At 60.6% G+C, this 25,418-nt stretch carries 24 protein-coding genes; 10 read left to right on the forward strand and 14 right to left on the reverse strand.

Going from position 1 to position 25,418, the window contains the following annotated elements:
- Window positions 1-7 precede the first annotated feature (7 nt).
- The 4 genes from sufD to AM571_RS10640 all read right to left on the reverse strand — a co-directional run bounded on the left by sufD (window position 8) and on the right by AM571_RS10640 (window position 4,911).
- Complete coding sequence (gene sufD / locus AM571_RS10625; protein ID WP_074061367.1) at window positions 8-1,282, reverse strand: Fe-S cluster assembly protein SufD; 1,275 nt, start codon at window positions 1,280-1,282, stop codon at window positions 8-10.
- A 23-nt stretch (window positions 1,283-1,305) separates the two neighbouring features.
- On the reverse strand, window positions 1,306-2,061 hold the full coding sequence (sufC, locus tag AM571_RS10630; protein ID WP_074061368.1) for a Fe-S cluster assembly ATPase SufC: 756 nt from the start codon (window positions 2,059-2,061) through the stop codon (window positions 1,306-1,308).
- Window positions 2,062-2,133: 72 nt separating this feature from the next.
- The gene (gene sufB / locus AM571_RS10635) at window positions 2,134-3,603 is read right to left on the reverse strand and encodes a Fe-S cluster assembly protein SufB (RefSeq protein WP_074061369.1); all 1,470 of its coding nucleotides are present in this window, start codon (window positions 3,601-3,603) and stop codon (window positions 2,134-2,136) included.
- 141 nt (window positions 3,604-3,744) lie between these two features.
- Window positions 3,745-4,911, reverse strand: a complete 1,167-nt coding sequence (locus AM571_RS10640; protein WP_074061370.1) for a cysteine desulfurase family protein — start codon at window positions 4,909-4,911, stop codon at window positions 3,745-3,747.
- A gap of 201 nt (window positions 4,912-5,112) precedes the next feature.
- On the opposite strand from AM571_RS10640, the gene AM571_RS10645 reads away from it, so the two are divergent.
- Entirely contained in the window at window positions 5,113-5,790 is a 678-nt protein-coding gene (locus AM571_RS10645; protein ID WP_074061371.1) for an alpha/beta hydrolase, read from the forward strand.
- Window positions 5,791-5,793: 3 nt separating this feature from the next.
- Here AM571_RS10645 and AM571_RS10650 read toward each other — a convergent pair whose 3' ends face one another.
- Together AM571_RS10650 and AM571_RS10655 are read right to left on the reverse strand one after the other, a co-directional pair.
- Window positions 5,794-6,315: a GNAT family N-acetyltransferase gene (locus AM571_RS10650; protein WP_196776319.1), complete on the reverse strand. Its 522-nt coding sequence runs from the start codon at window positions 6,313-6,315 to the stop codon at window positions 5,794-5,796.
- Window positions 6,315-7,433 carry an anhydro-N-acetylmuramic acid kinase gene (locus AM571_RS10655; RefSeq protein WP_074061373.1) on the reverse strand — a complete coding sequence of 373 codons (1,119 nt, stop codon included), beginning with the start codon at window positions 7,431-7,433 and terminating at the stop codon, window positions 6,315-6,317. Before AM571_RS10655 ends, AM571_RS10650 begins: the two co-directional genes overlap by 1 nt.
- Window positions 7,434-7,543: 110 nt before the next feature.
- Between AM571_RS10655 and tyrS the strand changes: the two genes are divergently transcribed.
- Window positions 7,544-8,800 (forward strand): tyrosine--tRNA ligase, encoded by a 1,257-nt coding sequence (gene tyrS, locus AM571_RS10660; protein ID WP_074061374.1) that lies wholly within the window; start codon window positions 7,544-7,546, stop codon window positions 8,798-8,800.
- 51 nt (window positions 8,801-8,851) lie between these two features.
- On the opposite strand, the gene AM571_RS10665 is transcribed toward tyrS, so the two are convergent.
- A complete protein-coding gene (locus AM571_RS10665; protein WP_074061375.1) occupies window positions 8,852-12,250 on the reverse strand; it encodes a DUF3971 domain-containing protein in 3,399 nt (1,132 codons plus the stop codon).
- Window positions 12,251-12,372: 122 nt separating this feature from the next.
- Between AM571_RS10665 and AM571_RS10670 the strand changes: the two genes are divergently transcribed.
- From AM571_RS10670 to AM571_RS10690, 5 genes are all read left to right on the forward strand, one after another.
- On the forward strand, window positions 12,373-12,846 hold the full coding sequence (locus AM571_RS10670; protein ID WP_074061376.1) for a peroxiredoxin: 474 nt from the start codon (window positions 12,373-12,375) through the stop codon (window positions 12,844-12,846).
- The gene (locus AM571_RS10675) at window positions 12,843-13,667 is read left to right on the forward strand and encodes a ferritin-like domain-containing protein (RefSeq protein WP_132554116.1); all 825 of its coding nucleotides are present in this window, start codon (window positions 12,843-12,845) and stop codon (window positions 13,665-13,667) included. The genes AM571_RS10670 and AM571_RS10675 overlap by 4 nt, the downstream gene beginning before the upstream one ends.
- A gap of 101 nt (window positions 13,668-13,768) precedes the next feature.
- Window positions 13,769-15,076: a M23 family metallopeptidase gene (locus tag AM571_RS10680; RefSeq protein WP_074061377.1), complete on the forward strand. Its 1,308-nt coding sequence runs from the start codon at window positions 13,769-13,771 to the stop codon at window positions 15,074-15,076.
- Between the two features lie 157 nt (window positions 15,077-15,233).
- Window positions 15,234-16,727, forward strand: coding sequence for a DEAD/DEAH box helicase (locus AM571_RS10685; protein WP_074061378.1), 1,494 nt, complete (start codon window positions 15,234-15,236; stop codon window positions 16,725-16,727).
- A 7-nt stretch (window positions 16,728-16,734) separates the two neighbouring features.
- A complete protein-coding gene (locus AM571_RS10690; protein WP_074061379.1) occupies window positions 16,735-17,157 on the forward strand; it encodes an NUDIX domain-containing protein in 423 nt (140 codons plus the stop codon).
- Here the strand turns inward: AM571_RS10690 and AM571_RS10695 are convergent, their stop codons facing one another.
- From AM571_RS10695 to AM571_RS10725, 7 genes are read right to left on the reverse strand one after another with little or no spacing between them, the layout of a single operon-like run.
- Window positions 17,158-17,475 carry a TfoX/Sxy family protein gene (locus AM571_RS10695; RefSeq protein WP_074061380.1) on the reverse strand — a complete coding sequence of 106 codons (318 nt, stop codon included), beginning with the start codon at window positions 17,473-17,475 and terminating at the stop codon, window positions 17,158-17,160.
- 2 nt (window positions 17,476-17,477) lie between these two features.
- The gene (locus AM571_RS10700) at window positions 17,478-19,112 is read right to left on the reverse strand and encodes an NTP transferase domain-containing protein (RefSeq protein ID WP_074061381.1); all 1,635 of its coding nucleotides are present in this window, start codon (window positions 19,110-19,112) and stop codon (window positions 17,478-17,480) included.
- Window positions 19,109-19,816 (reverse strand): XdhC family protein, encoded by a 708-nt coding sequence (locus AM571_RS10705; RefSeq protein WP_074061382.1) that lies wholly within the window; start codon window positions 19,814-19,816, stop codon window positions 19,109-19,111. The genes AM571_RS10700 and AM571_RS10705 overlap by 4 nt, the downstream gene beginning before the upstream one ends.
- On the reverse strand, window positions 19,816-20,145 hold the full coding sequence (locus tag AM571_RS10710) for an XdhC family protein (RefSeq protein WP_074061383.1): 330 nt from the start codon (window positions 20,143-20,145) through the stop codon (window positions 19,816-19,818). Before AM571_RS10710 ends, AM571_RS10705 begins: the two co-directional genes overlap by 1 nt.
- On the reverse strand, window positions 20,142-21,389 hold the full coding sequence (locus AM571_RS10715) for a vWA domain-containing protein (RefSeq protein WP_074063173.1): 1,248 nt from the start codon (window positions 21,387-21,389) through the stop codon (window positions 20,142-20,144). Before AM571_RS10715 ends, AM571_RS10710 begins: the two co-directional genes overlap by 4 nt.
- 17 nt (window positions 21,390-21,406) lie before the next feature.
- Complete coding sequence (locus tag AM571_RS10720; protein WP_074061384.1) at window positions 21,407-22,330, reverse strand: AAA family ATPase; 924 nt, start codon at window positions 22,328-22,330, stop codon at window positions 21,407-21,409.
- Window positions 22,331-22,350: 20 nt separating this feature from the next.
- Window positions 22,351-22,845 (reverse strand): flavin reductase, encoded by a 495-nt coding sequence (locus tag AM571_RS10725; protein WP_074061385.1) that lies wholly within the window; start codon window positions 22,843-22,845, stop codon window positions 22,351-22,353.
- 173 nt (window positions 22,846-23,018) lie between these two features.
- Here AM571_RS10725 and AM571_RS10730 point away from each other — a divergent pair, with 173 nt between their 5' ends.
- The 3 genes from AM571_RS10730 (at window position 23,019) to AM571_RS10740 (ending at window position 25,400) form a co-directional block, all read left to right on the forward strand.
- Entirely contained in the window at window positions 23,019-24,101 is a 1,083-nt protein-coding gene (locus tag AM571_RS10730) for an ABC transporter substrate-binding protein (protein WP_074063174.1), read from the forward strand.
- A 116-nt stretch (window positions 24,102-24,217) separates the two neighbouring features.
- The gene (gene rpe / locus AM571_RS10735; RefSeq protein WP_074061386.1) at window positions 24,218-24,895 is read left to right on the forward strand and encodes a ribulose-phosphate 3-epimerase; all 678 of its coding nucleotides are present in this window, start codon (window positions 24,218-24,220) and stop codon (window positions 24,893-24,895) included.
- A gap of 19 nt (window positions 24,896-24,914) precedes the next feature.
- Window positions 24,915-25,400 (forward strand): hypothetical protein, encoded by a 486-nt coding sequence (locus AM571_RS10740; RefSeq protein WP_074061387.1) that lies wholly within the window; start codon window positions 24,915-24,917, stop codon window positions 25,398-25,400.
- Window positions 25,401-25,418 lie beyond the last annotated feature (18 nt).

Below are 25,418 nucleotides of genomic sequence, written 5' to 3' on the forward strand. Positions count from 1 at the left end.
TATCCGATCAGGCGTATTTTTCGAGCCAGGCCGATATGACGCCTTCCAGCGCCTCGACCAGTGCTTCGTCTTCTAGTTCTTCGACGATCTCCGCAACGAAGGCATTGACGAGCATGGCGCGCGTCTTGTTCTCCGGAATGCCGCGCGCCATCATGTAGAAGAGATGATTGTCATCGATGTCGGTAACGGTCGCACCGTGGCCACACTGGACGTCGTCGGCGAAGATCTCAAGCTCCGGCTTTGTCGAGAAATCGGCGTCGTCCGACATCAGCAGCGTGTTGCAGGACATCTTAGCATCGGTCTTCTGCGCGTCGGGCGCAACCCGTATCATTCCCTGGAAGACCCCTTTGGCGCGGTCGAAGACGACATTGCGGATGACCTCCGTCGAACCGGTGTGCGGAACGTTGTGGCCAAGCACCATCGTCACGTCGGTATGCGTATCGCCACCGAGCAGGTTGATGCCTCGGAGCGTCAGGTCCGCACCCTCGCCCGTGACCGCAATATGCAGTTCCTGGCGCACGAGCTTTCCGCCAGCGTTGATGACAAAGAGCTTCAGCTTGGCATTGGCGCCGAGATCGATACGGATCTGGCCGAGGTGCGTGTCCTCGCGCCCTTGCTGCTGCAGGATGATCCAGGTAAGTTCCGTGCCCTCGCCGATCGTGATGTCACTGACATGGGACACGAGTGCAGCATCGCCGGTCACCGACAGGTGACGCTCGATCACGGTCGCCTTGACGTTCTCGCCGAAGGACACGGGTAGCCGTGTATGGACCTGCCCGCCGGCGTGAACGACATCGATCTCCAGCGGCTTGTCGAGCTCGGTCGTTGCGGGAATATCGACGACATAGCCGTCGCGCACGAAGCTGCCATTGATGCGACCGATGGCGTCGTCCGCCCCGAGCGCGCCGAGCGCGGCCGCAGCCGAACCGTCGATCAGGCGTTGCGCATAGCTGGAAATTTCTACGTCGTGAGCTCTTGCGCTCGGGTCCGCATGGCCCTGCACGATGGAAAGAACCGAAGAACCTTCGATCAAGGGCTCGATCGCTTTCGAGGCGGCGTCACCGGCTGTGGCCGGCACCTCGCGCAGCAGGTTCTTGAGGTCGGTATAGTGCCAAGCCTCGATCCGTCGTGTGGGCAGGCCACCCTTCTTCAGGTCATCCAGCAGCCGGTCGCGGGTCGCAGTCACGGCGCCGTCGCCTGGCAGTTCGCCGAATTGATTGTTAAAAGCCTCAACCAGCGCCGCTTCCGCGGCAGTCAGGCGGCTCGTCGTCTGCATGTTCATGAGACCCGTCCTTTCCGCCTGAATCAGGCTGCCGCTCCGATGATGTCGGCGTAGCCGTTGGCTTCGAGCTCATGCGCCAGCGTCTTGTCACCGGACTTGATCACCTGGCCCCTATAGAGGACATGAACGGTGTCTGGAACGATGTAATCAAGCAGGCGCTGGTAGTGGGTGATGACGACCACCGCGCGGTCTGGCGAGCGCAACGCGTTGACGCCATCGGCAACGATCTTAAGCGCGTCGATGTCGAGGCCGGAATCGGTCTCGTCGAGCACGCAAAGCTGCGGCTGGAGCAGGGCCATCTGCAGGATTTCGGCGCGCTTCTTTTCGCCGCCTGAGAAGCCGACGTTCAACGGGCGCTTCAGCATCTCCGTATTGATCTGCAGCTTGCCGGCGGCGTCCTTGACGAGGCGCATGAAATCGGGCGTCTTCAGCTCTTCTTCGCCGCGCGCCTTGCGCTGCTCGTTCATCGCGACCTTCAAGAACTGCATGGTGGCGACGCCGGGGATTTCAACGGGATACTGGAAGGCCAGGAAAATGCCCTTGGCAGCGCGCTCGGCAGCGTCGAGCTCGAGGATGCTGTCGCCGTTGTAAAGAATGTCGCCTTCGGTCACTTCATAGTCTTCCCGACCCGCGAGAATATAGGAGAGCGTCGACTTGCCAGAGCCGTTCGGGCCCATGATGGCAGCGACTTCCCCTGCCTTTACCGTAAGGTCCAGGCCGCGGATGATTTCGGTGCCGTCTTCGGCGATGCGGGCGTGCAGGTTTCTGATTTCAAGCATGGTTATGTCCCATAAAAAGCAATCGTAGAATGGCGCGCCGCGCGCACCATCGCGTAGTCGTTTCGGTTGGCGTCAGCCGACGCTACCTTCGAGCGAGATGCTGATGAGCTTCTGCGCCTCGACGGCGAATTCCATCGGCAGCTCCTGCAGGACTTCCTTGACGAAGCCGTTGACGATCAGCGCGATCGCCGCTTCTTCCGGAATGCCGCGCTGCAGGCAATAAAACAGTTGATCTTCTGAGATCTTCGAGGTCGTCGCCTCGTGCTCGAAATGTGCCGTCGAATTTTTCGCTTCAATGTAGGGCACGGTATGCGCACCGCACTTGTCGCCGATCAGCAGCGAGTCGCACTGGGTGAAGTTGCGCGCGTTCGATGCCTTGCGGTGGGCCGAAACCTGTCCGCGATAGGTGTTTTGCGACACGCCGGCTGCAATACCCTTGGAAATGATGCGGCTCGAGGTGTTTTTGCCGAGATGGATCATCTTGGTGCCGCTGTCGACCTGCTGATGGCCGTTTGACACGGCGATCGAATAGAATTCTCCACGGCTATCGTCGCCGCGCAGGATGCAGGACGGGTACTTCCAGGTGATGGCGGAGCCGGTCTCGACCTGCGTCCACGAGATCTTCGATCGGTCGCCCCGGCAATCGCCGCGCTTGGTGACAAAGTTATAGATGCCGCCCTTGCCCTGGGCATCGCCTGGATACCAATTCTGGACGGTGGAATACTTGATTTCGGCATCGTCCAGCGCAATCAGTTCGACGACGGCGGCGTGCAGCTGGTTTTCGTCACGCTGTGGCGCCGTACAGCCTTCGAGGTAGGAAACATAGGCGCCCTCTTCGGCGATGATCAGCGTGCGCTCGAACTGCCCGGTATTCTTCTCGTTGATGCGGAAATAGGTGGAAAGCTCCATCGGGCAGCGGACACCCTTGGGCACGAAGACGAAAGAACCGTCCGTGAAGACCGCGGAGTTCAGAGTTGCATAGTAATTGTCGGTCTGCGGAACAACGGAGCCGAGATACTTCTGCACAAGATCGGAGTGTTCTCGGATCGCTTCGGAGATCGACATGAAAATCACGCCGGCCTTTTTCAGCTCTTCCTTGAAGGTCGTCACGACCGAAACGGAATCAAAGACGGCATCGACGGCGATCTTCGGCTTTTCAACGCCGGCAAGAATTTCCTGCTCGCGCAGCGGGATGCCCAGCTTCTCGTAGACCTTCAGGAGCTCCGGATCGACTTCAGCCAGCGACGACGGGCCGGAGGTGCTCTTCGGCGCAGCGTAGTAGTGGATATCATTGAATTCGATCTTGGGATAGTCAACGCGAGCCCAGGTGGGCTCGTCCATCGTCAGCCAGCGCTTGTAGGCCTCAAGGCGCCATTCGAGCATCCATTCAGGTTCACGCTTCTTGGCGGAGATGAAGCGTATGATCTCTTCGGACAGGCCCTTGGGTGCCTTGTCCATCTCGATGATCGTTTCGAAACCGTATTTGTACTGGTCCACATCGATCTGGCGGACGCGTTCAACCGTTTCTTGGACGGCGGGCATGTCGTTCTCCAATCTCGCCGGCTAAAGGTCCGGCAGCTTGTCTTGGGGCAATTTTCCTTACCCCGTATGTAGGTGGCCAAAAGGCGCTTTTCAGCCCGATTGGCAAGCGGAAATTTGCGTTTCCGCAATTTAGTGAGGCCGTTAGGCCGCCTCTCCGGCCGGCCTGCACCGCCCGGCTATCGTCGCAAAGGCGGCGACGGCCCTGTCGATTTCCTCTTCCGTCGTCGCAAAACCGAGCGAGATGCGCAGCGCGCCCATTTTCGGGTCGCGACCCATGGCCACAAGAACATGGCTTTCGCCGACCTTGCCGGACGAGCAGGCGGAGCCTGCCGAAAGCGCAACGCCTTCCAGATCGAAGGCGATCTGGCCGGTCTCGGCCTTGAGACCTGGAAGCGTGAAAAAGCTCGTATTCGATACCCGCGGCCCGTCCGCGCCATAAATCAGCAAACCGGGCGCTGCGCGTCGCATTCCGTCCTCAAGACGGGCACGAAGCCTTTCCAATCTGCTGTTACGCTCGTCAAACTCAGCAATCGCCGCGGCTGCGGCGGCACCGAAGCCAATAATGGCGACGGAATTCTCTGTCCCTGACCGGTGACCTTTTTCCTGGCCGCCACCGCGAATTAGCGGCCTCGGCATCAAAGCCTCCCCGCGCGAAACAAGCGCTCCGGCACCTTTCGGCCCGCCGAGCTTGTGCGAAGACACGATCAGAAAATCGGCACCGAGCTCGTTGATGTCGAGCTTCAGGCGTCCTGCTGCCTGCACCGCATCCACGATGAGAAGTCCACCGTACGTCTTTATGATCCTGGCGGCTTCGCGGACCGGCTGGACGATACCCGTCTCGTTGTTGACGAGCATGATGGCCACCATCGGCAAGCCCATCGCCCTGTCGTGCCCTGCAAGCAATCTTTCCAGCGCTGCCAGGTCCACGACACCTGAGGACGTAACAGGAATCTCGGTCGTCTTCTCAGCCAAAAAGCGCCCGCCTTCGCGCACTGCCGGATGCTCGATGGCCGAATAATAGAGATGGTCGATGGCAAGCGGCGTGCGCCCCATGTGGAAATCCGGCGTCAGCACCATATTGGCCGCTTCCGTCGCGCCGCTGGTAAAGATCACATGTGCCGGATCGGCCGCGGTCAGCGTCGCAATCTGGCGGCGCGCACCTTCGATTGCAGCGCGAACGGCGCGGCCCTCGCCGTGAACAGAGTTCGGATTTCCAAACAGAGCGAGCGCGTTTAGAACCGCCTCGCGCGCTGCGGGATGCAGCGGCGATGTCGCATTCCAGTCAAGATAAAGGCGGGGCGTCGCCATGCTCTTTTGTCCTGCGCTTGATCCTGCTAGGCTGCCACGGTTCATTTTCCTTGAAATTTCCGCCGGGCTTGCCTTATGACACGTCCACGATGCGTGGATCGCATGCAAGTTTCGAATTGTTCTAAACTGCGTTTTAGAAAAGCTGACAACGTTCGTCAAGTCTAAGCAGCAGGGACGCGAAAATAAAAACCCGGAGTACCAATGCCCGAAGTCATTTTCAACGGCCCAGCCGGCCGTCTTGAAGGCCGCTACCAGCCCTCCAAGGAAAAAAGCGCGCCGATCGCCCTTATCCTGCACCCGCACCCGCAGTTCGGCGGCACGATGAACAATCAGATCGTCTACCAGCTCTTCTACATGTTCCAGAAGCGCGGGTTCACGACATTGCGCTTCAACTTCCGCGGAATCGGCCGCAGCCAGGGCGAATTCGACCACGGCGCCGGCGAGCTTTCGGATGCTGCTTCCGCGCTCGATTGGGTGCAGAGCCTGCATCCCGATTCGAAGACCTGCTGGGTTGCCGGCTATTCCTTCGGCGCCTGGATCGGCATGCAACTGCTGATGCGCCGCCCGGAAATCGAAGGCTTCATGTCGATCGCGCCGCAACCGAACACCTACGACTTCTCGTTCCTGGCGCCCTGCCCGTCGTCGGGCCTGATCATCAACGGCGAAGCCGACAAGGTCGCTCCGGAAAAGGATGTCAACGGTCTGGTCGAAAAGCTGAAGACGCAGAAGGGCATCCTCATCACGCACCGTACGGTACCGAATGCCAATCACTTCTTCAACGGCCAGGTCGAAGCGCTTATGGCCGAATGCGAGGACTATCTCGACCGGCGTCTGAACGGCGAACTGGTACCGGAACCGGCAGCGAAGCGCATTCGCTGACAATCAAATGTGGGTGGCGCCGAGCTCGAATGTCGGCGCCACAAAGCCGTCGATCAGCCGCGGCGCGATCGGCCGCATTCCGATCTTTCTCAGCACATGCTGCGAGGCGAAGTTTTGCGGATGCGTGAAAGCGATGAAACGCGTAGCGAAGCCCTTGTCGAAGAACCACATCGCAAGCGCACTGGCCACTTCCGTCGCATAGCCCTTCCCCCATTCTTCCTCGCGAAGCGCATAACCGAGTTCGAATTCGTGCTCTTCACGGTCATGCATCGAAATCCCAGCGCGGCCGATGAAACGGCCGTCATCTCTGCTCAGAAGCTTGTACTTCGTTGTGCCGTCGTGCGCATTCTCCTTAAACCAGCTGGCAAGCCGCTCCTCGCACTTTTCGATGCTCCAAGGCGCGCCGCCCGACATATAACGGGTTGTGCCGATCGTCGAATGCAGCGACAGGACCAGTCCCGCGTCGCTTGCGTCCCACATCACCAGCCGCAGCCGCGACGTTTCCAGAATGAGCGTTCCCACCATCATGGCCTCGCAAGAATGCCGCCGCTGACTGGTTCCTTGACGCCCGTGGTGCCCGGAAAAGTCAGCGGCAGTCCCTCAAGCGACCGGACTGCTAGATAGGCCCAGGCCTCGGCTTCCATGGCATCACCGTTGAAGCCCGCAACCTCGGCGGAGACCACGTCGGCATCTTGGCGGGCGGCGAGATCCACAAGATCTCGCATGATCGTGCCGTTCAGCCGTCCGCCGCCGCAGACGATGTAGAGCGTCGGCATCACCGGCAGGTGACCGGCCGATTTGATGATCGAGGCGGCAGCCACATAGGCTAGCGTCCTCGCACCGTCCGCGAGCTCGGCAGCCGTTCCGCTCGGCGGTAGAAAGTCATTGCGATCGAGCGAACGGCGTTTGCCGGCAGTAAAGAAGGGGTTTTCCAGATAGAGTTCGGCCAGTTCGGCGACGATCCTGCCTTCCGAAGCAATCATGCCGCCCTGGTCGAACGGTATTCCGGCGTTTGTCTCGACCCATTGATCGATCAAGGTGTTTCCCGGCCCGCTGTCATATGCGACGATCGAGCCGTCGCCACCGATATAGGTCAGGTTCGAGATGCCGCCGATATTGACGAAGCAGACAGGCAGCTTGGCGTCTCGAATGGTCCCCGAAAGTGCCGCATGGTAGACCGGTACGAGCGGCGCACCCTGCCCGCCATGCACCATGTCGTTCGCCCGCATGTCGTAGACGATCGGAATGCCGGTCTCCCTGGCAAGCAGCCGCCCGTCGCCAAGCTGGACGGTCAGCGCCTCGTCCGGCCGGTGCAGCACTGTCTGGCCGTGGAATCCGACGACATCGACCGAGCTTCGATCCAGAGCGTAACGATCGAGAAACTCCGTAACGGCAGATGCATGACGCACCGTAAGCTCTCGTTCGATTGTCGCAAGTTCGCCGGGGCGTTCGTTGCGCCTGAGGATTGATTTCGCGTCTTCAAGCGAAAGCTTGAGCCTGTCGCGAAAGGCCGGATCATAAGGCACGCCCAGAAACGGCCCGCGTTCCACGCGGGCTTCACCATCCGTTCGAACAAGGGCGACATCGATCCCGTCCATCGACGTTCCGCTCATCAGACCGATTGCGGTTCTTATTTTACCCATCCATCCTCCAAAACAATCCGAACGGAATAGTGCACTTTCGGCAAAACAGTGCTAAACGCGCCGCGGCAGTTCAACAAGTATCAATCCGACATCCCCGAAGAGACGAAGTCATGTCCGAGTTCAAATCCGATTTCCTGCGCATCCTGAAAGAGCGCGGCTTCATTCATCAGATCTCCGATGAAGCGGGCCTCGACAGCCTGTTCGCCAAGGAAACCGTGACGGCCTATATCGGCTTCGATCCCACGGCGCCGAGCCTTCATGCCGGCTCACTGATCCAGATCATGATGCTGCACTGGCTGCAGAAGACCGGTCACCGCGCGATTTCGCTGATGGGTGGTGGGACCGGGATGGTAGGCGATCCGTCCTTCAAGGAGGAAGCGCGCCAGTTGATGACCGTCGACACGATCGAAAGCAACATCGCCTCGATCAAGCGTGTCTTCTCGAACTACCTTACCTACGGTGAGGGTCCGACAGACGCCTTGATGATCAACAACGCCGAGTGGCTACGCTCGATCAACTACCTCGATTTCCTGCGCGATGTCGGTCGTCACTTCTCGGTCAACCGCATGCTTGCCTTCGACAGCGTTAAGACGCGCCTCGATCGCGAACAGTCGCTCTCGTTCCTCGAATTCAACTACATGATCCTGCAGGCCTACGACTTCGTCGAACTGGCAAAGCGCTACGGCTGCCGGCTGCAGATGGGCGGTTCCGACCAGTGGGGCAACATCATCAACGGCATCGACCTTGGTCACCGTATGGGGACGACACAGCTGCATGCCCTGACTTCACCGCTTCTGACGACATCTTCCGGCGCCAAGATGGGCAAGTCGGCGACCGGTGCCGTCTGGCTGAACGCCGATATGTTCCCGGCCTATGACTTCTGGCAATACTGGCGTAATACCGAAGATGCAGACATCCCACGCTTCCTCAAGCTTTACACCACCCTGCCCATGGATGAGATCGCTCGCTTGTCTGCACTCGGTGGCTCGGAAATCAACGAGGTGAAGAAGATACTCGCAACCGAGGTAACGGCAATTCTGCATGGCCGCACCGTTGCCGAAGAGGCCGCGGAAACGGCTCGCAAAACCTTCGAAGAAGGCGGGATCGCCGAGAACCTTCCCTCCGTCGATGTGCCCGCTTCCGAACTCGACGTCGGTATCGGCCTGCTTTCGCTGATGGTCCGCGCCGGCCTTGCGGCCTCAAACGGCGAGGCCCGCCGTCACGTTCAGGGCGGCGCCGTGCGTATCAACGACCAAGCGGTCAGCGACGAGCGCAGGGTGATCGGCAGCCGTGAAATGACCGCCGATGGCGTCATTAAGCTGTCGCTCGGCAAGAAGAAGCACATCTTAGTCCGCCGCGCGGCCTGAGCCGCACGATATCGGAATCCCATGAAAAGCCGGCCCTCGCGTCGGCTTTTTTTATTGGAATTCGAAGATGTTGCGGAAAACGCCCGGTGCAATGATCGACAGCGGATTGATCTGCATGGCCGGATGGTCGAACTTGCCGGTCAGCTTGAACGTGATGCCGATCAGGCCGCGATCCGAACCGTTGCCGAGAATGATGCCAATGACCGGCAACTCGGCAAACAACCGGTTCAAGCCATAGGCCGGCATGAAGGTGCCGGTCATATCCATGTTGCCGCGCTGATCGCGGATCACGCCCTGGAACGTGGCCCCGATCTGATCGCCGCGCACCACGCCGTTTTCGATGCCGACGACGCCGCCGCGGGACACGACGCGCGCAAAGCCGCGCTGGAAGCGCTGCGCAGAGGTGTCGATATTGCGTTTGACGGCGGAATTGAGGCTGCGCTGGTTCTCGCCGACCGGTGTTGAAACGATCGAGTGCAGGCGTTGTTCGTTGACGATGGCGAAGCGGCGTATATCGACCGAACCATCCCAATTGCCGCCGTTGCCGAGCCTGATCGACATATTGAGCAGCCCGCCCTGCATATGCTGATAAAGATCGGCAAAGCGCGACACGGCACCGGCATCGCCGCTCGTGATGTTCAAGGCACGGCCTTCCCTCGTCTGGCTGACGACCGCTTCGCCGCTGCCGGTGATGCCGGAAAAGTTCAACGCCTGCAGCCGGCCGCCGCTCGATGCGTATTTGGCCTCGAAGTTGCCGATCTTTTCATCGTTGAAGCCAACGACGCTGTTGAGTTTGGCACGAACCGAGACGCTGGCACTGCCACCACCATCTCCGTCGCTGTCGCCCTGCCCGTTCTTCAGTCGCGCAAGGATCGGTCGCGCATCTGCGGTATTGCCCGACACCGAAACGTCGAAATTCCCCCTGCTGCGCCTGATCGATATCGCAAAGTCGTCGAGGGAGGAAAGTCTCACGCTGTCGAAATCGGCAGACTCGAGATCACCCTTGCTGAGGGCAAGCGAGCCGGTGGCGCCAAAGCCATCGCCCTTCAGACGGAAATTCCTGATTTGCGTATTCTCGGGGGGGCCCGATACTTCGAATTCCGCCGTTGCACCGATCCCGCTTCCCTTCGCCCAACCGATCCAGGGAAGCTGCAACGACGCCTTGTCGAGATCGATCTGAACATTCTGGCGTTCCTCATCGATTTTCGTCAGCTGCATCGTCAGGCTGCCGTCGATGATCCCCGACAGGCCAGGAAGCGCCTTTGCGCGCTGGGCGTTGTTTAGCGTCGCCGTGATGATGCGCTGCGGCTTGACGCCGGACGATTTATCGGTCGGTTCGACAAGCTCGATCTCGGCGGGCACCCCGTCGATCTGCCCCTCGACATCGAGCGTCACTTGCTGCGGATCGGCGTCGAGCGCGCCGTTCAGATTGGTAATCATCCTGCCCGACACCGGCTTGCCGACGTCGACTCCGCTGAGCAGCATGGCCGCCTTCCATTCGGGCGGCGGAGGATCCTGCGATCTTAGGAGACCGAGCCGCGCCTCGACGTTGGCGGTGATCTTGCCCTTCAGGTCCCCGGGCACGAGGCCGGCACGCTGCAGCACCTGCACCGGCTTGTAGGTCAGGAGTTCACCCACCGCATCGGCATCGCCCGAGATTGCGAGCTTCATTTCCGCCATCAGTGGCTTCTGGTAAGTCGATGGCAGTACGAACTGACCCTCTCCGAGGCTGACGGAACGGCCCGAGGCGAAATATGACGTGCCGCTCTTGATCGAAATCGTGGCTCTCTGGCCGGTCAGGTCGAAATGGGCGGACGTATCGCGGATCGGCGGAATATCGCCTGCCACGTTCATCCGCGCATTCGCGATATCGAAATTGATGCGGATTTGCTCGTCACCGAGCCTCAGCCCCTTGCCGACGGCGTCGTCCAGCTTGCCGGAGGGAATGAATACGGAGATCGACGCATTCGTGACCGTGCCGCCGAAGAGATTTCCCAGCACCCATTCGCGCGCCCTGGGCGCCATCCAGAAGGGCCAGAGCTGCTTGATCGCGGCCGTCTGAAGCTGCTGCGACTGTCCGACGAAGCTGATTTCCGGCGATTTGCCGCCGAGCCTGACATGAAGCGATCCGAACAGCTGCCCCAGAGGACTAGAAACTGTCATGCCCGCGAACTGCAGTTCCCGCGAGGCGACGAGGTAGCGGCCCGTCGTCTGGATATCGAATGGGAGCGGCTGTTCTCCCGACCCCACCGGCGCGGCCGTGCCGCCGCTGATCAGGAGATCGATGCCAAAACCCTTGCCGACGGCGGGGTCGAGCTTGTCGAGGTCGATGATTGCGCCGTTGAACGGGATGGCAGTGTTGCCGAACTGTACCTGTGATCTTGCGATCTCAAGCGTCTGCTTCGTGAAGTCGTAGCCGAGATTGATGCGGCCGCCGGAAAGCTGCTGATCGTCTGCGTCTACGAAGATCGACCCCGGCGCAAGATCCGCGCTGGCGGCCAGGTACGGTGCAACATCGCCTGCGCCGCGCACGGCCGAAACGGCAACGTCCACAAAACTGTTCACGCCCTGCCGAATTTCCCCGAGTGCGTTCCTCTTCAAGGTGAATGGCTTCAGATCGACGTGGGTGAGCTTTGCCATGAACCGCGACGCTTTCCCGGCGCTCTTTTCAGAAAGGACGTCCAGCATCGCCACTTCGCCGTTGATCGCTACCTCACCCGTCAAATGCAGCGAAGATGGCCCCGCATGTGCAAAGACCAGATTGTCGACCACGATCGATAACGGACCGTTCGCGGTATCGGCGAGCTTGATGTTGATGCCGGAAAGCCGCACGGTATCCGTACCCCCGCGCTCGACAAAATCGTCCAGGATGTCGAGGTGATAAAACGCAGCTTCCATTGCCTGCGGAATTGCGTCGATGCGAAGCTTGCTTAAGTCCAGCGGGCTGCCGGACGGCAGGAGGGCCGTGTCGAGCGCAATATCATCGGCTTCGATCGCCGCCACGGCCAAACGGCCGCGAAAGAGCGCGAACGGATCGAGCGCCATGCGCATCGCGCCGGTCGTCGACAGATGCTGCCCGCTTTGCTGATCGACCATGTTGACGTTACGGGCTTCAAGCGCGAGTTGTGCACCGGACGTGAAACGGATAACGGTCGAGCCCACCTCTGCCCGGTAGCGAGGACCTATGGCCGAATTCAAGGCGGTCTGTGCCTGGCGCGACAGCGTCGCGTCGAACATTCCGCTCTCGATGGTGAAAATGATCGCCGCAAGGACAAACAGAACGGCGGCAAAGCAACAAGCCGTCACATGGGCCGCGCGCCGAATAGGTGAACGGCGCGGCGGCGGGCAATGCACGATGATGGGGTCTTCGGCCTGTGCGGAGGGAAGCTCATCCAGTGCGACGATGTCTTTTTTGCGAAATGTAACCTTTTCGCCGCGGATCACCGACATGCGCTTTGGACAACCCCGAGTTAGAATGTAACCGCCCGGTCTGGCTGGACGATTTCAGCTTCAATATATATCCGCAGGACATAGTGTCATCCATAAACCCGGCGAAAGAAAGGTTTCCACATATGACAGTTCTCGGCATCGGCGCCACGGCGCCGGATTTCAACCTTCCCCGCGACGGCGGCGGGCGGGTATCGCTTTCCGATTTCCGCGGGAAGCCGCTGGTTCTGTTCTTCTATCCGAAAGACGATACGACCGGCTGTACCGCGGAATCGCTGGCCTTTACCGCTCTGGCCGACGAATTCGATGCTGCGGGAGCGGCGGTCGTCGGGATGTCTCCTGATTCGGTCAGTTGCCACGAACGCTTCATCAAGAAGCACGGCCTTTCCGTAGCGCTCGCATCGGACGAGGAGAAAACAACGCTGCAGGCCTATGGCGTGTGGAAGCAAAAGAGCATGTACGGGCGCAATTTCATGGGCGTCGAGCGCACGACCTTTCTGATCCGCACCGATGGTACGGTTGCGATGATTTGGCAGAAGGTCAAGGTACCCGGCCATGCCGAAGACGTATTGAAGGCCCTCAGGAACCTTACGGCATGATCACGTTTTCGATGACATCGCTGCGCGGTGGCGCAATCGAGGCCATCCGTTCGGCCGATCTCGATCGCAAGACGGCTCTGGCGCAGGAAGCTGCGACCCGCTGGTTTGCACGAAGAATTTCCTTGCGTTCGCCGCGCGACGGCTCGCTGCCGGACAGGCCGGGCCGACCGGAAAAGCCGGCACTGGTACCCCCGACGCAGGTCGAGAGGCGCTCGCTGCACACCATCAGCGGCCGCATAGCACTGCTCCACGCGATCGCTCACATTGAGCTCAACGCCGTCGACCTTGCGCTTGATATCGTTGCGCGGTTTGCCACCGAAGCAGTCCCCAATTCCTTCTTCGACGGATGGATGCAGGTTGCCTTCGAGGAGGCCAAGCACTTCCGCCTGGTGCGCGGGCGGCTGCGGGATCTTGGCGCCGATTACGGCGACATGCCCGCGCATGACGGCCTTTGGCAGGCGGCGCACGCCACTAGAAACGATCTGACGGCGCGGCTTGCCGTCGTTCCCCTGATTCTCGAGGCCCGCGGCTTGGATGTCACGCCCTCGCTGCAGGCGAAAATGCGCGAAACCGGCGATCGCGAAAGTGCCGCCGTCCTCGATGTTATCTACAACGACGAGAAGGGGCATGTGGCAATCGGCGCCAAATGGTTCCGTTTTGTCTGCGCCCGCGAGCGGCGCGACCCGGCCCAGACCTTCAAGGAGCTGGTACGGGCAAACTTCCGCGGTCCGCTGAAGCCGCCGTTCAACGATTTGGCGCGCGCCGAAGCCGGCCTTACGCCTTCTTTCTATCGTTCGCTGACATCGACAAGCAATCTATAAACCGTGACGTGCATCAATATGCACCCTAAGGCATTTGTTAACCATAACGATGTGTAATCACTCCTGATCGAAGCACGGGCGCATCAATTGGGAGATTCTCCGTGACGCATGCACAGCATAATCGCGTATTCGGCAAGCGTTCGCAGGAACATATCCTCATTCTCGCCAGTGGCGACAAGGTCCGCCACGTAACCATAAAGCCGTGGATGGCGGCCCTGGGCTTCTGCTTTTCCTGCGTTTTCGTGATCGGCTATCTGCTTGCGACCTCCTACCTCGTCCTTCGCGACGATCTGATCGGCGCCACCATGGCGCGCCAAGCTCGCATGCAGCATGATTATGAAGATCGCATTGCGGCCCTGCGTGCGCAGGTCGATCGGGTCACCTCGCGTCAGCTGCTCGACCAGCAGTTGGTGGAAGACAAGGTGGACAAGCTCATGCAGCAGCAGATGGCGCTGACCTCGCGCCACGGCAGGTTTGGCTCCCTTCTCGACCGTGCGGAAAATTCCGGCTTGACGCGTAAGGACGAAACGATACCGGCTCAATATCTCGTGCCCGAAGCAAAGGACAAGCGTGCGTCGCTTTCTGCCGGTGCCCGGGCGATCGACAAGCTCCTGGCAGGCGGCGACGAACCTGCCGAGGCAACGCCCGACAACTCCACGCTTGCCTATGTACCCGCACCCGAAACCGTCGGCGATCGTGCCGACCGTCTGTTCTCGAAGGTCACGCTTTCACTGAAAGGCGTCGAGGAGGAGCAGCGCGCCCGCGTTGAGCAGCTGACCGTGGATGCGGGCGATGCCGCCAGCAATATCGAGAAAGTCCTCTCCCGCTTCAAGATTGCCCTACCCGAGCAGGCAACGGTCAACCCCGATGATGGTGACGCTGTGGGCGGTCCCTATGTCGAGCCGGAAAGCGGCGACAACTTCAACAGTTCCCTCGCGCAGCTCGATACCGCACTGACCCGGCTCGAAACGGTTCGCAGCACAGCTGAATCCTTGCCGTTCCGCAATCCGGCCATCGGCAAGGAAATCACCAGCCCCTTCGGTAATCGGCGTGATCCCTTCCTTGGACGTCTCGCCCTTCATTCCGGCGTCGATTTTCGCTTTGCTGCGGGTGAAAAGATCCGCCCGACAGCCCCCGGCAAGGTCGTCAATGCGGGCTGGACGGGCGGTTATGGCAACATGGTCGAGATCGACCACGGTAACGGCATTTCTACCCGTTACGGCCATATGTCGCAGATTCTGGTGAGGGCCGGCGACACGGTCGGTCGCTCGGATGTGATCGGTCTTGCCGGAAGCACCGGCCGCTCGACGGGCACCCATTTGCATTACGAGGTACGCCAGAACGGCCGCGCGGTCGATCCGGTGTATTTCTTGAATGCAGGCTTGAAACTCGCGACTTATATCAAATAACCGATTACAGTAACCACAGTTTTACCTGTTCGACGGCTGCAGAGCCCGAATTCCTTGACTTGCGGGCCGTTTGGGACTATGTCGCGCTGCATTGCGGCATGCAATCCCGCCGACTCAACCAGAGTATGGCCGAACCTGAACGGAAATAGTTTTCCCCTTGACGACATTTGCTGACCTTGGCCTAAGCCAAAAAGTGCTTTCCGCCGTTACCGACGCCGGCTACACGATCCCCACTCCTATTCAGGCAGGAGCAATCCCGTTCGCCCTGCAGCGCCGAGACATTTGCGGGATCGCGCAGACGGGAACGGGCAAGACGGCATCCTTCGTATTGCCGATGTTGTCGTTGCTGGAAAAGGGCCGCGCCCGGGCCCGCATGCCACGAACGCTCATCCTCGAGCCGACGCGCGAACTCGCCGCGCAAGTCGCGGAGAACTTCGAAAAATACGGCAAGAACCACCGCTTGAACGTCGCGCTGCTGATCGGCGGCGTCTCATTCGAAGACCAGGACCGTAAGCTCGAGCGCGGTGCCGACGTCCTCATCTGCACGCCGGGCCGTCTGCTGGACCATTTCGAGCGCGGCAAGCTGTTGATGAGCGCCGTCGAGATCTTGGTCATCGACGAAGCCGACCGCATGCTCGACATGGGCTTCATCCCCGATATCGAGCGTATTGCCAAGCTCATCCCGTTCACGCGTCAGACACTGTTCTTCTCGGCGACCATGCCGCCGGAAATCCAGAAGCTCGCCGACCGATTCCTGCAAAATCCTGAGCGGATCGAAGTCGCAAAGCCGGCCTCCGCCGCCAAGAACATCACGCAGCGTTTCGTTGCTTCCCACGCCAAGGACTATGAGAAGCGCGCCGCACTGCGCGATCTGGTTCGCGCGCAGGAAGACTTGAAGAATGCCATCATCTTCTGCAACCGCAAGAAGGACGTGGCCGACCTCTTCCGCTCGCTCGAACGCCATGGCTTTTCCGTCGGCGCGCTCCACGGCGACATGGACCAGCGCTCGCGCACGAACATGCTTCAAAGCTTCCGCGATGGACAGCTGCAACTACTCGTCGCCTCCGACGTCGCTGCCCGCGGCCTCGACATTCCCGATGTCAGCCACGTCTTCAACTTCGACGTGCCGATCCATGCCGAGGATTACGTGCACCGCATCGGCCGCACCGGCCGTGCGGGCCGTTCGGGCGCTGCCTTCACCATTGTCACAGGCCGTGACCAGAAACATGCCGACGCGATCCAAAAGCTGATCGGCGAGAAGGTTGAGTGGCTGAATGGTGATCTTTCCGCTCTTCCGCCTCCCGAACCCGGTCGCGAAGACGATCGCCCGCGCCGCACAGGCAGCCGGGATCGCGACAAGGGCCGCGGCCGCGTCAAGGACCGTCGCGGTCATAAAACTGATATCGGCGCCGATGATAATGCCGCCGAAGCCATCGAAGCAGCAGCACCAGCAAAGGCCGAAAGCGTGAAGCACGAGCGCAAAGCAGAAAACAAGCCGCAACACAACGCGCGCAACTCACGGCCCTATCCGGCAAACGACGATAATCGCGAGCGCCGCCGCTATCGCGACCATGACGACGGCCCGACGCCAGTCGGCTTCGGCGACGATATTCCCGCCTTCATGTTGATCGCCGCAAACGCCAAGATCTGATCTTCCGATGGGAAAGCCTGGTATTCATTTTCCAGGTCTCGGCGTCGGCTTGGTGATTTTGCGCGACGGCAAGATTTTGCTTTACAAGCGCATACTTGCGCCTGAGGCAGGTCACTGGAGTATCGTCGGCGGCAAGGTCGATCATATGGAGCCCATTGCCGAAGCCGCGCGCCGCGAAGCCGAGGAAGAAACCGGATTGACGATTGCTCGAGCCGAACTTCTGGGCCATGCGGAAGTGATCTCAGGCGCTGATGCGCAGCATTGGGTCTCGTTTCTCTATATCGCTACAGAAGTCAGCGGCGATCCGCAGTTGACGGAACCGGAAAAACTGTCGGATTTCGGCTGGTTCACGCGATCCGAACTGCCGACACCACTTTCCGACTTTGCCAAGGCTGCAATCGATTACCTCGACAATGAGGACTTTCGCTGATCATTCGGCTCTAAGCGCCGCCTCGTAGGCAAGGCGCACCCATTTCGCCATTTCATCCGGATCGTCATAGGCCGCGTCGGGGATCGACCAATAAGGCATCTTCACCGGATTGCCCTTCTTGCCCTCGTAGAACCATTGGCTGGAGCCTGCTGCGGAAAACTCCGGCGAGCTCTTGTCGTCGGCCTTGAGGAGCACCTCGCCGCCGACTTCGACCGCGACGATACGGCCGAGGTGATAGATCCCCTTGCCGCCGAACATACGCTTGATCGTCACCGGTCCAAGCCCCTGAAACATTTCCTCTATGCCGGCCGCGTCCATTGCTATCCCTTCAATATGCCGCCTGCTGCGGCAATCGCCTCCGGCGTATCCACGTCAAGATGCGCACTCTCGCCGATATCGACATCGACGACTGGCAGCCGCGCCGTCTCGACGATGTGGCGCGCGCCGACATCGCCCTCCAGAGCAAGTACTGAATGATGCAGTGATCGCGGCAGAATGACCGGATTTCCGCGTTTACCTCCGCAGACCGCCCGAACGATCGCCTGCCCCTCTGCCTGCTTGAATGCTTTGATCAATTGATCGAGGTTTGCCGTCGAGACCCCCGGCATATCCGCAAGCATGACAAGGACGCCATCTGCGCCGCTCGCATGGGCATGTGCGAAGCCGGCAGCGAGAGAACTTGCCATGCCGGAAGCATAGTCGGCGTTGAAGACCTGCTGCACGCTCAAGCCATCAAGGGCTGCTTCAATCTCAGCACGGCGATGGCCCGTTACGACCGCAACCGACGAAGCCCTGCTGGCAACAGCTATCGATGCCGAGCGGCGCACCAGCGGCATGCCATCGAATTCCGCCAGCAGCTTGTGCTGGCCGCCCTCACCCATGCGGCGCGCCCTGCCGGCGGCAAGCAGGACGATCGCAACCGACGCGTCGGCACGATTCCTGGCAGGCACGTCGCGCGGCCGCGGCCGCGATTGTATCTCCATCAGCAGGCCTCCGACACCCATTCCGCTCACCTCATGCGCACCCGGCTCTTCACCGGCCAGAATGCGGTCGAGAACCCAGTCAAAACCGTTTTCCTTCGGGCTGCGGGCGCAACCAGGCGCGCCGACGACATAAGTATCGCCGATGCTGCCGAGGACCATCAGATTTCCCGGATCGACGGGCATGCCGACGCTCAAGATACGCCCGCCCGCCTCGCGTATTGCCTGCGGAATGACATCTGCCGCGTCGATGACCGCCGAGGCGCCGAAGACGATGACGAGCTTCGGCGCCTTCTCCGGAATCGTCATGATGTCCTGGATCGAAGCGGCAAGAGCCTTCGTCTCATGCGGCACGCGCCGCTCCCGCAGCAGGCGATTGCCGCAAGCAGCCAACCGGCGCTCCAGGATGCGCGCCGTCTTGTCCATCACCGACCCTTTCAGCGAAGGCAGTTCCGTGGCAATCAGCGAAACGGCATGATCGGCAAACGGCTTCACCTGAAATGGCGCGGTCGCGCGAAGCGCCGCACAGGCGGCATCTATCTTCGCGCCCCGAACCGCCAGGGGAATGATCTTGAAGGTCGCCACCATGTCGCCGGCGCTGACATGTGTATGATCGGCAAGACAGGCGAGCGTGATCGCCGGATCGATGCGGTTCAGCCGATCGACCGTCTCCCGGTCAGCCACGAAAAGCCCATCCGCCGCAGCATAGATGTTGACTCGGCCGGTCGCAGCCTCCGAAAAGCGGAGATGATCCGGTGCGATTGCCTCACTCAGCCGTGCCGCCGCTTCGTCCTCGCCGAGATCGCCGTCCTCCAGGCGTGCCGCAACGATCATTTCGATGCCCGAGTTCCTCAGCCGCTCGATGTCGGCAGCGTCAACCACGTGGCCCTTGGGCAGAGTCCCATCCGGCATCTTGATTGAGTGTGCGAGTACGAGCCCTTCCGCGCCGCCGACATCAAATTCGCCAAAAATCATGCCTTGTCACCTTTCGGAGACGCGACGTCGCGCGAGCGCAAGGATTGGATAATCTGCGCAAGGATCGCAACGGCAATCTCAGCCGGGCTCGAGGCGCCGATATCGAGCCCGATCGGGCCTTTGATCCTCGAAAGTTCGCCCTCGGAAAGGCCCTCCTTCTTCAGCCGCTCGAGACGCGAAACGTGGGTCTTGCGGCTGCCGAGCGCACCGACATAGAAGCATCCCTTACGAAGAGCCTCGGCGATCGGCAAATCATCGATCTTCGGGTCGTGCGTGACCGCGACGACAGCTGTATAGGAATCGAGCGGGCGGTCCTTCAGCACATCGGCCGGCCAGTCGGCGGTGAGATCTATGCCAGCGAAACGCTCCGGCGTTGCAAAGGCGGTTCGCGGATCGATGATGTGGACGTCGAAGCCTGCAAGCGCCGCCATCTGCGCCAGAACCTGGCTGATATGGACCGCGCCGATGATGACGATATGGGCTGGCGGCCGGTGCACATTCAGAAAGTATCTGCCACCATCGATCTCGCAGATGCCGGACTTGCCGGAACGGAATGCCGCAGCGACGGTATCGCTCAGTGCGCTGTCTACCGGCCCGCCTTCGACGATCACGCGATCCGTCCCATGCTCCAGATTGGTGACCAGTATCACGGCCTTGCGTGCCCGCCGGGCGGCGTTCAATTGCTCCAGATTGGCGGCGTCCATCAGGTAAGCCTTTCGACAAAGACGCGGATGCGGCCGCCGCAGGATAGCCCGACGCGCCAGGCGGTCTCGTCGGCAACCCCGAATTCCAGCATCCTCGCCTTGCCGTCGCCTATGACGTCCATTGCCTCCGCGATCACCGCACCTTCGACGCAGCCGCCGGAGACCGAGCCCTCGAAATTTCCGTCATCATCGATCACCAGATGGCTGCCGACAGGACGGGGTGCCGAGCCCCAGGTTTCGATGACCGTTGCGATGGCAACGTTGCGGCCGCTTTTCATCCATTCCTCCGCCGTCATCAGGGGATCGAGGCCGAAAGACGTCTCGCTCATGCATAACCTCTCATTCTGTCGAGATAGCGCCGCGGATCGTGCGCCGGCGATCTGCCCGCGCCGAGCGCCGCAGCGAGGTCGCTCAAGGATGATAGATTGTGAACCGGACGGAATTCGTCAACATGCGGCAGCATGGCGCGAACCCCGCGAGCCCGCGGCTCGAAGCCCTCGAAGCGCAGAAGCGGGTTCAGCCAGATCAGCCGCCGGCAGGATCGGTGCAGCCGGTCCATTTCTTCTGCCAGCAATTCGATGCCTTCACGCTCCAGACCGTCGGTGATCAGCAGCACAAACGCGCCCTGCCCGAGGACGCGGCGTCCCCACAGCCGATTGAATTCCCTCACCGTTTCGCCGATACGGGTACCGCCCGACCAGTCCTTGACGGCGGCGGCACATTCGTTCAGCGCCTCGTCCGGATCCTTGTGGCGCATCTGCCTGGTGACATTGGTAAGCCGCGTGCCGAAAAGGAATGTATGGACGCGGCGCCGGCTCTCCGTCAGCACGTGCATGAAATGCAGGAAGATACGGGTGTACTGGCTCATGGAGCCCGAAATATCCGCAAGCACAACCAAAGGAGGCTGGATTTCTTTGTGTTCACGATAACGTGGCAGGATCAGCGACCCGCCGGTGCGCAGCGCCGAGCGCATCGTCGCGCGCGGATCGACCTGCCGGTGAACATGCGATTGCCTGAAACGCCGCGTTGGAACGCTGTCGAGCGGCAGTTGCAGCCGCGCGAGTTCCTTTCTTGCCAAGGCGATTTCCGCCGCCGACATCTGTGCGAAATCCATCCGCCGAAAGACTTCGTTTCCGGAGGTCGTGAACCGCGCGTCGATTTCGACATCCGGCTCATCACGAGTGGGCCTGTTGTCGCGCCGATCACCGAGGAGCGCATCGCTGGCGCGCGTTTCGCCGGCCTTTGCCTTTTCCCTTTCACGGTTGTCCGGCGCCCGCGGCAACATCATCGCAATCATCTTCTCCACGAGATCGCGGGAGCGCCAGAAAAGCCGGAAGGCTTCGTCGAAAACCGGTTTGTCCTCGTGCCGTTTGACGAACACCGAAAAGAGCGCCGCGTGGAATTCCTCGCGCGAACCCATGCCGATCGCCTCGACAGCTTCGATAGCATCGGCAATCGATCCCGGGCCGATCTTGAGCCCTGCGTTACGGAGCACTCTGGCGAAGAAGACGAGATTGTCGGCAAAGCGGCCCTCGGCCGGCGGCAGCGGCGGAGCGACCGACCCATCCTGCACCCCTTGCGTCTTCGTCTTCAACCCGCTGCCCTCAGTACGTCCTTGACCTCCGTCAGCACACGAGCGCCCTCGCCGCCCTGAATGCGCGCAATGTCGTCCTGGTATTTCAGGAGCGTGCCGATCGTGTCGGAAATGGTCTCCGGATCGAGCGCCAGACGGTCGAGTTCGGTCAGGGCCGTCGCCCAGTCGATCGTCTCTGCCACGCCGGGATTCTTGAAGAGATCGAGCGTTCGAAGCTTCTGCACATAGGCGACAATCTGCTGCGAGAGAGCCTCGTTGCAGCCTGGCACCTTCCGGCGGATGATCTCCAGTTCCTGCGCGGCCTCCGGATAATCGACCCAGTGATAGAGGCACCGGCGCTTCAACGCATCGTGCACTTCGCGCGTCCGGTTGGTCGTGATGATGACGATCGGCGGCTCGGCGGCCTTGATGGTTCCAAGCTCGGGGATCGTCACCTGGAAATCCGAGAGCACTTCCAGCAGGAAGGCTTCGAAGGCCTCGTCGGTACGGTCGAGCTCGTCGATCAGGAAGACCGGCGCACGGCCTTCCACGGACGAAAGCGCCTGCAACACGGGGCGACGGATAAGGTAGCGTTCAGAAAAAATATCGGATTCGATACGGCTGCGGTCGGTCAATCCAGAAGCTTCAGCAAGCCGGATCTCCAGCATCTGCGCCGGATAATTCCACTCGTAGACGGCCGATGCGATATCGAGGCCCTCGTAGCATTGCAGCCGGATCAGTGGCCGATCGAGCGCCTTCGACAGCACCTTCGCGATCTCGGTCTTTCCGACGCCGGCCTCTCCTTCAAGAAACAGCGGCCGCTTCATCTTCAGGGCGAGAAAGAGCACCGTCGCCAGCGACCGGCCTGCGAGATAATCCTCTCTTGCCAGCATGGCGATCGTCTCGTCGATAGACGCGGGTGGCAGTGGATGATCGGGCATTTGTCCTCCCTTTTGGGGAGTTATAGCGTGTGGTAGTCCCGGTTCATATAGAGCAGGGCCGGTTTTGTTTCGTTGAAACGCACGGCCACGACCTCACCGAAAATGATGTGATGGGTGGACATCTCCTTGATTTCCATCACCCTGCAATCAAAGGAGGCAAGCGAATCCCAAAGCACCGGGGCACCTGTGACAAGCTTGTCGAATTTGCCGGTCGCAAACCGCTCGTCGTTGCTCATCGGCTTGCGTCCGGAAAAGGCGTCGGCCAGCGCCTGATGATGCGCGCCGAGCGTGTTCAGCGCGAAAATGCCGCTCTGGAAGAAGATATCATTCTTCGGATTGCTGTTGTTGAGGCAGACAAGGACGCAAGCCGGATCGTCGGACACCGAACAGGCTGCGGTGATGGTGACCCCGCGCCGTGTCTGGCCAAGCACCGTCGTCACGAGCTGCACATGACCGCCGAAACGGCTCATGGCATCGCGATACAGCTGCGGATCGATCGGCTGCCTGTTCAACAAATGCTGTCTCCTGCGGCCGCGCCGCCTGTTCTTGTGCCGCTAATATGGATGCCATCGGTTACCTTTTCTACAATGAAGCCGACGAAATGCCGCGCATTCCGCCTGTTTTTCTTTGACGATTGCCGCCGGGCCGCTAAAAGGGCATGAAGGGCGACAGGGAAGCGGCGATTTTCATGAATATTCTGCGTGGCATAGCGGCTTTTTCGATGCTGTTTCTTGCAGCAGCCGAAAGCAATGCCGCGGGCGTCACGATCGGCGTCGTCGCTCCGCAGGGCGGCGACCTGCAGCAGCTTGGCGGGCAGATTTTCGCCGGAGCGAACTATCAGATCACCAAGGACGGCAATACGATCGTCACAATCAACGAGCCCTGCGAGGAAAACAGTGGTGCCGCGATTGCCGATGCACTGGTGAACGCCAAGGTGCAAGTCGCAATCGGCTTTCTCTGCAGCGAGACGCTGGAAAGCGCACTGCCGAAGCTCAAGGATGCAAACATTCCGGCGATCACCGTCTCGGTACGCGCACGCATTCTGATGGAAGACGCATTGAAGAACGGCTGGCCGCTCTTTCGGCTGGCGCCAGCTGATGGCGCTGAAGCCGCACGCATCATCGAAGCGATCCTCAACGACTGGGAGGCGGCGCCGATCGCCCTCATCGAAGACGGCACCATCCATGGCCGCGAACTGACCGAAGCCATCCGGAATGCGCTTGAGGAAAAGGGGTTGAAGCCCGTCTTTACGGACACCTATCGCCCCGGTCAGGACCAGCAGATCGCCCTCGTCCGCCGCCTGAAGAAGGCCGGGGCCACGAAGGTTTTCGTCGGCGGCGACCGCGCCGACGTCGCAGTCATCGCCCGGGATGCCGCAGCGGAGAGGATTCCGCTCGCTATTTTGGGCGGAGATGCGATGCGCGCGGCAAACCAGCCGCTGCCGCTTCCCGACGGCGTGCGTGCGGTCACCATGCCGGAATACGACACTTTGCAGCCCGCGCAAGCTACAGCGGCGGCATTGCGCGCCCAAGGCATCGAGCCTGAAGGTTATGTCCTGCCGGCAGCCGCAGCAGCGGCCGTCGCGCAGCAGGCGGTAACGGCCGCCACGACAGAAGGAAAGACGGTAGCGGAAAAACTCGTCGGCACGACGTTCGCTACGCCAATCGGCGATCTGACCTTCACGGCTGGCCAGGAGCTTTCGGAGAACCCTTACAGACTGTTGGAATGGCGCCGCGGCACCTTCGCCGCGCCTGACGGGCCTAAAGATTAGCCCGAGACGAAAATGGCGTTTTATGCGGAGGTCACAGGTGCAGCGACGATGCTGTTGCCCGTTCGGTTGAGCCCTGCTAAACCGCCGCGAGTTCCTCAAGGAGAGAGAAGAGTGTCATGACCCTGCCGATCCGGATCGCCCCCTCCATTCTGGCTGCGGACTTTGCCAAGCTAGGACAGGAGGTGCGCGATGTGACGGCGGCAGGCGCAGACTGGATCCATCTCGACGTCATGGACGGCCATTTCGTCCCGAACATCTCCTTCGGCGCCGACGTCATCAAGTCGTTGCGCTCCTATACGGACGCGACTTTCGATTGCCACCTGATGATCTCGCCGGCCGATCCTTATCTGGAAGCCTTCGCAAATGCTGGCTGCGACCGCATCACCGTTCATGCTGAGGCAGGACCGCATCTTCACCGCTCGCTGCAGACGATCCGCAATTTCGGTAAGAAGGTCGGCGTGACGATCAATCCGGCAACGCCGTTGTCGGCGATCGAGAGCGTTCTCGACGACATCGACCTCATCCTCATCATGTCGGTAAATCCCGGCTTCGGCGGCCAGAAATTCATTCCCGCGATGGCCGGGAAAATTGCATCCGCGAAATCCCTGATCGGTGACAGGCCGATCGAACTTCAGGTCGACGGCGGGGTCACGGTTGAGACCGCGCCGATCATCGGCAAGGCCGGCGGCAATGTGCTCGTCGCCGGTTCGGCGATTTTCAAGGGTGCCTCCGTCGAAGCCTACCGCACCGCCATCAGCGATCTGCGAAGCGCTGCAAACGACGGGCGCTCATGAAATCGGCGTATCGTTGACGATGGACCGGATACGCGCTGCCAGACCACCCTATTTCGAGCTGTTTGGCGGCGCCGCGGTTTGGGGCCTCATGATGATGGCCTCGGCGATGGCGTCGCTTTACATGCGCAACCGTTTCGAGACGGAACACGCGGCCGAATTGGCGCTTCTCTATTTCGCCGGCGGCCTTTTCTCCTGGCCCTTCATGCTGCCGATCGGCCGCTTCTTCGCCTACCGGCGCCGGATCGAGACACGCTTTGCCGCCTTCTTCGTCTGCCTGACGGCGGGAACGATGCTGATGACGGCATTTCTCTTTTCGATGGACTACCGCATTTTCTATTCGCGCTGGCATGCCCCGTTTGGCAGCCTCGTATGGACCTACCAGTTCATCTTCACCGGCGCGAATGCGGTCTATCAGTTCCTGGTGCTCGGTCTGCGGCTCTTCCTGCCGTTCGGTCTCGTCTGCCTGCTTGCAACCAGCTACGTCCTTGCAAAACGCATGCGTTGAGATTACCGCGCGTCTTTG

Origin of the sequence: Rhizobium etli 8C-3 (assembly GCF_001908375.1) — a bacterium.
In the GTDB taxonomy this organism is placed as follows: Bacteria; Pseudomonadota; Alphaproteobacteria; order Rhizobiales; family Rhizobiaceae; genus Rhizobium; species Rhizobium etli_B.

Bases quoted from the DNA above. Each gene is read 5' to 3' on its own strand.
- sufD (WP_074061367.1), bottom strand. From the start codon at position 1,282: ATGAACATGCAGACGACGAGCCGCCTGACTGCCGCGGAAGCGGCGCTG.
- sufC (WP_074061368.1), bottom strand. From the start codon at position 2,061: ATGCTTGAAATCAGAAACCTGCACGCCCGCATCGCCGAAGACGGCACC.
- sufB (WP_074061369.1), bottom strand. From the start codon at position 3,603: ATGCCCGCCGTCCAAGAAACGGTTGAACGCGTCCGCCAGATCGATGTG.
- AM571_RS10640 (WP_074061370.1), bottom strand. From the start codon at position 4,911: ATGGCGACGCCCCGCCTTTATCTTGACTGGAATGCGACATCGCCGCTG.
- AM571_RS10645 (WP_074061371.1), top strand. From the start codon at position 5,113: ATGCCCGAAGTCATTTTCAACGGCCCAGCCGGCCGTCTTGAAGGCCGC.
- AM571_RS10650 (WP_196776319.1), bottom strand. From the start codon at position 6,315: ATGGTGGGAACGCTCATTCTGGAAACGTCGCGGCTGCGGCTGGTGATG.
- AM571_RS10655 (WP_074061373.1), bottom strand. From the start codon at position 7,433: ATGGGTAAAATAAGAACCGCAATCGGTCTGATGAGCGGAACGTCGATG.
- tyrS (WP_074061374.1), top strand. From the start codon at position 7,544: ATGTCCGAGTTCAAATCCGATTTCCTGCGCATCCTGAAAGAGCGCGGC.
- AM571_RS10665 (WP_074061375.1), bottom strand. From the start codon at position 12,250: ATGTCGGTGATCCGCGGCGAAAAGGTTACATTTCGCAAAAAAGACATC.
- AM571_RS10670 (WP_074061376.1), top strand. From the start codon at position 12,373: ATGACAGTTCTCGGCATCGGCGCCACGGCGCCGGATTTCAACCTTCCC.
- AM571_RS10675 (WP_132554116.1), top strand. From the start codon at position 12,843: ATGATCACGTTTTCGATGACATCGCTGCGCGGTGGCGCAATCGAGGCC.
- AM571_RS10690 (WP_074061379.1), top strand. From the start codon at position 16,735: ATGGGAAAGCCTGGTATTCATTTTCCAGGTCTCGGCGTCGGCTTGGTG.
- AM571_RS10695 (WP_074061380.1), bottom strand. From the start codon at position 17,475: ATGGACGCGGCCGGCATAGAGGAAATGTTTCAGGGGCTTGGACCGGTG.
- AM571_RS10700 (WP_074061381.1), bottom strand. From the start codon at position 19,112: ATGATTTTTGGCGAATTTGATGTCGGCGGCGCGGAAGGGCTCGTACTC.
- AM571_RS10705 (WP_074061382.1), bottom strand. From the start codon at position 19,816: ATGGACGCCGCCAATCTGGAGCAATTGAACGCCGCCCGGCGGGCACGC.
- AM571_RS10710 (WP_074061383.1), bottom strand. From the start codon at position 20,145: ATGAGCGAGACGTCTTTCGGCCTCGATCCCCTGATGACGGCGGAGGAA.
- AM571_RS10720 (WP_074061384.1), bottom strand. From the start codon at position 22,330: ATGCCCGATCATCCACTGCCACCCGCGTCTATCGACGAGACGATCGCC.
- AM571_RS10730 (WP_074063174.1), top strand. From the start codon at position 23,019: ATGAATATTCTGCGTGGCATAGCGGCTTTTTCGATGCTGTTTCTTGCA.
- rpe (WP_074061386.1), top strand. From the start codon at position 24,218: ATGACCCTGCCGATCCGGATCGCCCCCTCCATTCTGGCTGCGGACTTT.
- AM571_RS10740 (WP_074061387.1), top strand. From the start codon at position 24,915: ATGGACCGGATACGCGCTGCCAGACCACCCTATTTCGAGCTGTTTGGC.